The 7,063-nt window shown below is 69.9% G+C and carries 6 protein-coding genes; 3 read left to right on the top strand and 3 right to left on the bottom strand.

Annotated features, from left to right (window positions below; genetic code table 11):
• A partial coding sequence (locus HW577_RS17215) for an aspartate/glutamate racemase family protein (protein WP_198377380.1) occupies positions 1–600 on the bottom strand: 600 nt, incomplete at its 3' end.
• A 256-nt stretch (positions 601–856) separates the two neighbouring features.
• Between HW577_RS17215 and HW577_RS17210 the strand changes: the two genes are divergently transcribed.
• The 3 genes from HW577_RS17210 to HW577_RS17200 all read left to right on the top strand — a co-directional run bounded on the left by HW577_RS17210 (position 857) and on the right by HW577_RS17200 (position 4,602).
• Positions 857–2,473: an ABC transporter substrate-binding protein gene (locus HW577_RS17210; RefSeq protein ID WP_198377379.1), complete on the top strand. Its 1,617-nt coding sequence runs from the start codon at positions 857–859 to the stop codon at positions 2,471–2,473.
• A 142-nt stretch (positions 2,474–2,615) separates the two neighbouring features.
• The gene (locus tag HW577_RS17205; RefSeq protein ID WP_198377378.1) at positions 2,616–3,569 is read left to right on the top strand and encodes an ABC transporter permease; all 954 of its coding nucleotides are present in this window, start codon (positions 2,616–2,618) and stop codon (positions 3,567–3,569) included.
• A 121-nt stretch (positions 3,570–3,690) separates the two neighbouring features.
• On the top strand, positions 3,691–4,602 hold the full coding sequence (locus tag HW577_RS17200) for an ABC transporter permease (protein ID WP_198377377.1): 912 nt from the start codon (positions 3,691–3,693) through the stop codon (positions 4,600–4,602).
• A gap of 201 nt (positions 4,603–4,803) precedes the next feature.
• Here the strand turns inward: HW577_RS17200 and HW577_RS17195 are convergent, their stop codons facing one another.
• Entirely contained in the window at positions 4,804–6,087 is a 1,284-nt protein-coding gene (locus HW577_RS17195; protein ID WP_198377376.1) for a hypothetical protein, read from the bottom strand.
• Positions 6,088–6,283: 196 nt separating this feature from the next.
• A complete protein-coding gene (locus HW577_RS17190; RefSeq protein ID WP_198377375.1) occupies positions 6,284–6,916 on the bottom strand; it encodes a glutathione S-transferase family protein in 633 nt (210 codons plus the stop codon).
• Positions 6,917–7,063 lie beyond the last annotated feature (147 nt).

The following is a 7,063-nucleotide window of genomic DNA, read 5'->3' as shown; positions in this document are numbered from 1 at the left end:
GGGCGCGACACGTGGCGCGAGGCCCGCCAGGCCCGCGCCGCCCAGCACCACGACGCCCGCACCATCCGCCGCGGCGGCGCGCGCGGCCTCGACCAGCAGGGCCACGGCACCATCGGGATCGCGCGCGATCATGTCGCCCGTCGGCGCCACGCCACGCACCATCACGCGGTCCGGGCCGAAGCCGCGCACCCGCGCGAACTCCTCCAGCATCGGCACCCAGAGCGCGCCGCCCGTCAGCAGCGCGACCCGTGGCGCGCGCGCGAGGCCGGCGGCGATCGAGGCTTCCGCCATGCCGATGATGGGCAGCGGGAACAACTCGCGCGCGGCCTCGATCCCCGGTTCCCCGAAGCAGGCGATCAGCGCGGCGTCGAAGCCCGCCTCATTCGCCGGGCCCAGATGCGCAGCAAGCCCGGCCAGCACGGCGTGAGAGGCGATGGCCACCGCCGCGCGCGTCGAGATGTACCGAGCGCCGAACTGCGCGGTGGCGGGCACCACCTCCGCCGTGGGCAGGCCGAGCCGCGGAATCGCCTCCGCCGCCAGGGCGGCAAGCCGCGCGGTGATGGCGGAATCCGTGTTGCCGTTGAGAAGGAGCAGGCGCATGCGCGGTGGATCAGCATGCCCGGGGCGGCACGGCAAGGCCGGCCCGGCGTGCGCCGCCACGAAAACAGGCGTTCTGCCACACCTCTAGGCAACTCCATCCGGGTCTGGTGTAGCATCCCGCCACGCGGCGGATGGCACGGCCCTTGCTGCCTCGCACCCTCGGACGGGACACGACTGCGTGCCGTCCGGCGGGGCGGGCGGCTCAGAAGGCCCGGCTCCGTCGCCGGGGGGAATCGCCACTGGAGGACATGGCACGATGAAGCTGCGACGTTTCCTGCTGACCGCCTGCCTCGCGGCCCTGCCGCTGGTGGCGGCCGCGCCCGCGATGGCGCAGGGCACCATCCGCATCGGCATGACCGCGGCCGATATCCCGCTGACCAACGGCCAGCCGGACCAAGGCTTCGAGGGCAACCGCTTCACCGGCATCCCGCTGTTCGACAGCCTGACCATGTGGGACCTCTCGGCGGCCGACCGGCCTTCCGTGGTGGTCCCCGGGCTTGCGACCGAATGGCGCGTGGATCCGAACGACCGCACGCGCTGGATCTTCACGCTGCGCCGCGGGGCGCGCTTCCATGACGGGTCGGAGTTCAACGCCGACGCCGTGGTGTGGAACGTGCGCAAGGTGCTCGACCGGGAGGCGCCGCAGTTCGACCCGCGCCAGGTCGGCGTGACCGCGACGCGCATGCCGACGCTGCGCCGTGCCGAGAAGATCGACGACTACACCGTCGCGCTTTTCACCAGCGAGCCGGACAGCCTGCTGCCGATCAACCTGACCAACCTGTTCATGGCCTCCCCCGCCCAGTGGCAGCGGTTCCGGGATGCGAACCCGACCGCGGAAGCGGCGTGGAACGCCTTCGCGCGGGAGCCCTCGGGCACCGGGCCCTTCCGCGTGACGCGCTTCGTGCCGCGTGAGCGGCTGGAGATGGCGCGCAACGACAACTACTGGGGCACCAAGGCGCGCGCCGAGCGGATCGTGCTGCTGCCGATCCCCGAGGCCAATGCGCGCACCGCCGCGCTGCTGTCGAACCAGGTGGACTGGATCGAGGCGCCGGCGCCGGATGCCATCCCGCAGCTGCGCTCGCGCGGCATGGCCATCACGTCCAACGCGCAGCCGCATGTCTGGCCGTGGCAGCCCTGCTTCGCCGAAGGCTCGCCGCTGCGCGACGTGCGGGTGCGCCGCGCGCTCAACCTCGCCATCGACCGCGAGGGGCTGCGCACGCTGCTCGGCGGCATGATGGCGATCCCGGTCGGCACGGTGCCGGAGGGCCACCCGTGGTGGGGCAATCCGAGCTTCCGCATCCGCACCGACAAGGCCGAGGCGCGCCGCCTGCTGGCCGAGGCCGGCTACGGCCCGAACCGGCCGCTGAACCTACGCGTGCAGATCTCGGCCTCGGGCTCGGGCCAGATGCAGCCGCTGCCGATGAACGAATATGTGCAGCAGGAACTGAAGGAAGTCGGCGTCAATGTCGAGTTCGACGTGATCGAGTGGAACGCACTGTTCACCAACTGGCGCAATGGCTGCCAGCACGCCTCGGCGCGCGGGGCGCATGCCACCAACGTCTCCTTCGCCGCCATGGATCCGTTCTTCGCCATGGTGCGCTTCTGGGATTCGAAGATGGCGCCGCCGGTGTCGAACAACTGGGGCCACTTCAACGATCCGCGCTTCGACGAGATGATCCGTGTCGCGCGCAATTCCTTCGACGCGGCGGAACGCGACGCGGCGCTCGCCCGCCTGCACGCGGCCGGCGTGGACGAGGCTCTGTTCATCTGGATCGCGCATGACGTGGCGCCGCGCGCCATGTCCCCGCGCATCCGGGGCTATGTGCAGCCGCAATCCTGGTTCGTCGATCTGCGGCTGCCCTACATTCAATGATCCCCACGACAGTTCTGCTGCGCTGCGCTGACGCTTCGCTTCGCAAAACCGTCGTGGGGGCCCCGGATCGGCGATGATCCTGGGGACGTCGTTCCTCCCGCCGCGGCAAAGCCGCGGCGGGGCTTCTTGAGAGGATGAGCGGATGTTCTTCTACCTGATCAGGCGCATCCTCTATGCGATCCCGATCGCGCTGGCGGTCGGGTTCGTCTGCTTCATGCTGGTGCAGATCGCGCCGGGCGACCCCATCAACGCCATCGTGCCGGCCGATGCGCCGGGCGACGTGGTGGAGCAGGTCCGGCGCGACTATGGGCTCGACAAGCCGCTGCCGGTGCAGTTCGGCATCTGGCTGCTGAAGGTGGTGCAGGGCGACCTCGGGCGCTCGCTCGCGACGGGGCGCAGCGTGTGGTCGGACCTGTCCTCGGCCATTTCCAACACGCTGATGCTGGCGCTTGTCGCCTCGCTGATCGGCTTCATCCTGGGTTGCGTGCTGGGCGGGCTGGCAGGGACCTTCCGCGGATCCATCATCGACCGCGCGGCGGTCACGATCGCGGTGGCCGGCGTTTCCGTGCCGCATTATTGGCTGGGCATGGTGCTGGTCGTGATCTTCTCGGTGCAGCTGAACTGGCTGCCGGCGATGGGCGCGGGCCCGGGCGGGTCCGCCGACTGGGTCTGGGACTGGGATCACATGAAGCACCTGGTCCTGCCGGCGGTGACGCTGGCGGTGATCCCGATGGGCATCGTCACGCGCACGGTGCGCGGCATCATCGCGGAGATCATGAACCAGGAATTCGTCACCGCGCTGCGCGGCAAGGGGCTGACGCGCGCGGGGATCTTCCTGCACGTGGTCAAGAACGCCGCGCCGAACGCGCTGGCCGTGATGGGCCTGCAGCTCGGCTACCTGATGGGCGGGTCGATCCTGGTGGAGACGGTGTTCTCCTGGCCGGGCACGGGGCTGCTGCTGAACAACGCGATCTTCCAGCGCGACCTGCCGGTGCTGCAGGGCACGATCCTGGTCCTGGCGATGTTCTTCGTCGCGCTGAACCTGGCGGTCGACCTGGTGCAGACGGCGCTCGATCCCCGGATTAAGCGCGCGTGACCCGCGAAACGGATCAAGCGCGCGCGATCCGCGCCGCGTATCAAGCGCGCGTGGCCCGCGCGACGTATCAAGCGCGCGTCACCCGCGCGACGAATCACGTGCCCCCGAGGGGAGACGGACCATGAGCACCGCCACCACCCCGACCGCCGCGGAAGCCGAACTCGCCGTCCAGGCGCGGCAGGCCGTCGCGAAGTCCCAGGGCTACTGGGCCGGCGTCTGGAAACGACTGCGCCGCGACCCGGTCACGATCGGCTGCGCCATCGTGCTGCTGGCGATGCTGCTGGTGATCGTCTTCGCACCGCTGGTCGCGCCGCACGATCCCTACCAGGGGTCGATGATCCGGCGGCTGCGCGCCATTGGCACGCCGAACTACATCCTCGGGACGGATGAACTTGGCCGCGACATGCTGACGCGGCTGATCCATGGCGGGCGGCTGTCCTGGTTCATGGGCATCACGCCGGTGCTGCTGGCCTTTGTGATCGGTACCTTCCTTGGCGTCCTCGCGGGCTTCGCGGGCGGCAAGACCAACATGGCGATCATGCGCGTGACGGACGTGTTCTACGCCTTCCCGTCCGTGCTGCTGGCGGTCGCGATCTCGGGCGCGCTTGGCGCGGGCATCGTGAATGCGATCCTGGCGCTGACGCTGGTCTTCATCCCGCCGATCATCCGGGTGGCGGAAAGCGTGACGACGGGGGTGCGCAACCTCGACTTCGTCGATGCGGCGCGTGCTTCGGGCGCATCGGCCTTCACCATCGTCCGGGTGCATGTGCTGGGCAACGTGCTGGGGCCGATCTTCGTCTATGCGACGTCGCTGATCAGCGTGTGCATGATCCTGGCCTCCGGCCTGTCCTTCCTCGGCCTCGGCACCAAGCCGCCGGAGCCGGAGTGGGGCCTGATGCTGAACACGCTGCGCACGGCGATCTACGTTCAACCCTGGGTCGCGGTGCTGCCGGGCGTGTGCATCTTCGTCACGTCGATCTGCTTCAACCTGCTGAGCGACGGGCTGCGGCAGGCGATGGATGTGAAGAGCTGACGCTCTTCGCATCCATCGTTTCTATGTGTCGGGCACGCCTGCCGACGTGACGGATGTGAAGAGCTGACGCTCTCCGCATCCATCGCTTTCGTTGGGTTGGCGCGCCTGCCTGCGCTGTGTGATGAACCACGCCTGTCCGGTTCGGAAGGTCCAGGAAACTCAGTTTCCTGGCTGGGGTCGAGGGGGCGGCGCCCCCTCGTTTCACCGCGCCGCCGCGATCGCGTCCCGTGCTTCCGTCACCCCGCGCAGCACTTCGTCCCGCAGCAGCGCCGTGCCGGTCGCGCCGCAATAGTCCGCGAGTGGCCGGCACGCGGCCTCGGTCGCCACCGGCAATTCCCACGGCGGGCGTTCGGAATGAACGAGCCGCGTGTCGCGCGTCGCGCCCGCGACGCTGCGCGTATAGGCGATGTCGAAGGCTGGGTCTGCCTCACCGGGGCGGCGTGCGGTCCAGCGCGTCGCAACCTCCACGCCGTGGTGGTCGGGCTGCGTGCCGCAATGGCGGAAGATGACGCGGGCGACGGTGACGTTCCAGGGGTCGGGCAGGGCGGCGCGGCGGCCTTCCTCCCGCCGGGGGGACAGGTTGGCGCGCAGGTCGCGTTCGACCCTGTCGGGCGCGAGGGTGGCGGCGATGCCGGCGGCGCAGGGGCTCCATTGGTCCTGCGCCAACGCGGCGGCGCGAAGGGCTTCGGCCTGGACCTGCGCCTCCGCCCTCGTGCGGCGGTTGCGCTGGTCCTCGGCGATGGCGCGCGCGATGAGGTAGATCGGCACGGCCACGATGAGGATGGCGCCCGTCACGGCGACCGCCGCAAGGGTTGTGAACGGGTCCTGGTAGTAGCTCGACACCATCCGCGCGCCCGACCAATCGGGCGCCTCGCTGCGTGGAAGCTGCGGGCCTTCCGGCGACTGCGCTGGCATCTCGGCTGGGACTTGCGGAACTGTCTCCGTGTTGAGGAATGCGTTCCAATCGATCGCCGCGACCCAGAGCCGCGCATCGACGCTGATCTCCGGCGCCATCGGCCGCGGCAGGCCCGTGCGCGCGAAGGCTGCCGGATAAGGCTGCGCCAACCGCGTGACCGGCGCCGGCGGCGCGGGCGCCTGAGCGGCGACGAGGGTGCGCGCGGCCTCCGATTCGTCCTCTGGGACGGGTGCGACGCGGCAGGGTGAAGCGGCCGAGCATTGGACGCGGAAACTGCCGATGTAGAGCACTGGCGGCGGCGGCTCAGGGACGATGAAGGTCATGTCGGCGGGCGCGGCGTCGCGCCGGTCCGGTGTGAGGAGCCTGAGGAAGTAGCGCCCCGGCGGCAGCGCCGCTTCATGCCGCCAGCCCGCCGCGCGCGCGGCGGCGGACGGGCTCAAGGGTCCCGGCGTGCCGAACCGGCGGCCAGTGTCCATGTCCCACAATTCGGCGCGTTCCAGCAGGTCGCCCGACGAGGCGCCGCCCGCCGAGACGCGGAACAGGACGCTGCTGCTGCGGCCATCCCTCACTGTGGGCAGACCTTGGATGATGACGGCGTCCCGCGCCAACGTCGAGCAACCCGCCAGTATCGCCGTCGCGGCGAAGGCCAGCCGGCGCGGACGCCACCGGCGAAGCCCGGGTTCTTCATGGACATGTCCCATGAAGATCAGGCTATGCGCATGAACCTCAGGGAAACTTGACTTATCCCAACCGGCCGCGCGCCGGTCAGGTCATCGGCACCGCCACCCAGCGCTGGAACCCCGCCCTTTCGCCCAGCCTCGCATACCAGGCCGCGAGCGTGGGCAGCACCGGCATGCCCTCCACCCGCACTTCCTCCCCGAACCAGCGCCGCGCGTAGCAGCCGAGCACGATGTCCGCGATCGTCATCGCCGCGCCGTCGATGTACGGCCCGCCATGCTTGGCGATATGCGCGTCCAGCATCGCCCAGCAGGCGCCGGCCGCCTTCATCGCCGCCATCACGGATGCCATGTCGCGCTTGTCCGCCGGCGTGCGCACCAGGCCCCAGAACAGGTTCCGCTCCGCGGGACCGAGCGTGGAGAGCTGCCAGTCCATCCAGCGATCCGCGGACGCGCGCGCCGCGGGATCGGCCGGATACAGCGCGCTGCCATGCTTCATCGCCAAATAGCGCAGGACGGAGTTCGATTCCCACAGCACGAAGTCGCCATCCTCGATTGTCGGCACGCGGCTGTTCGGGTTCATCGCGCGATAGGCGGGCGTGTCCACCACGCCATGCTCCATGCCGGCATCGACGCGCTCATAGGGCGCGCCGATCTCGTCGAGCATCCAGAGCACCTTCTTGACGTTGACCGAGTTCACCCGGCCCCAGAGCTTCAGCATGGCGTCCCTTCCATGATGATGGCGGGGGGGAGAAGGGAACTTCTCCCCCCGGACCCCCCCCTCAACCTTCTTTGTCACCTGGGAACCGACCCTCGAAATCAGTTCCCAAACGGCAAGGAAGGGAGGGGGTTTGGGGGAGGTTCACCC

Origin of the sequence: Neoroseomonas rubea (genome assembly GCF_016106015.1) — a bacterium.
GTDB lineage: Bacteria > Pseudomonadota > Alphaproteobacteria > Acetobacterales > Acetobacteraceae > Neoroseomonas > Neoroseomonas rubea.
This window is presented reverse-complemented; position numbering and strand designations above follow the sequence as displayed.

Excerpts from the sequence above, each read along its gene's own strand:
- HW577_RS17205 (WP_198377378.1), top strand. The coding sequence starts at position 2,616 with ATGTTCTTCTACCTGATCAGGCGCATCCTCTATGCGATCCCGATCGCG.
- HW577_RS17210 (WP_198377379.1), top strand. The coding sequence starts at position 857 with ATGAAGCTGCGACGTTTCCTGCTGACCGCCTGCCTCGCGGCCCTGCCG.
- HW577_RS17190 (WP_198377375.1), bottom strand. The coding sequence starts at position 6,916 with ATGCTGAAGCTCTGGGGCCGGGTGAACTCGGTCAACGTCAAGAAGGTG.
- HW577_RS17200 (WP_198377377.1), top strand. The coding sequence starts at position 3,691 with ATGAGCACCGCCACCACCCCGACCGCCGCGGAAGCCGAACTCGCCGTC.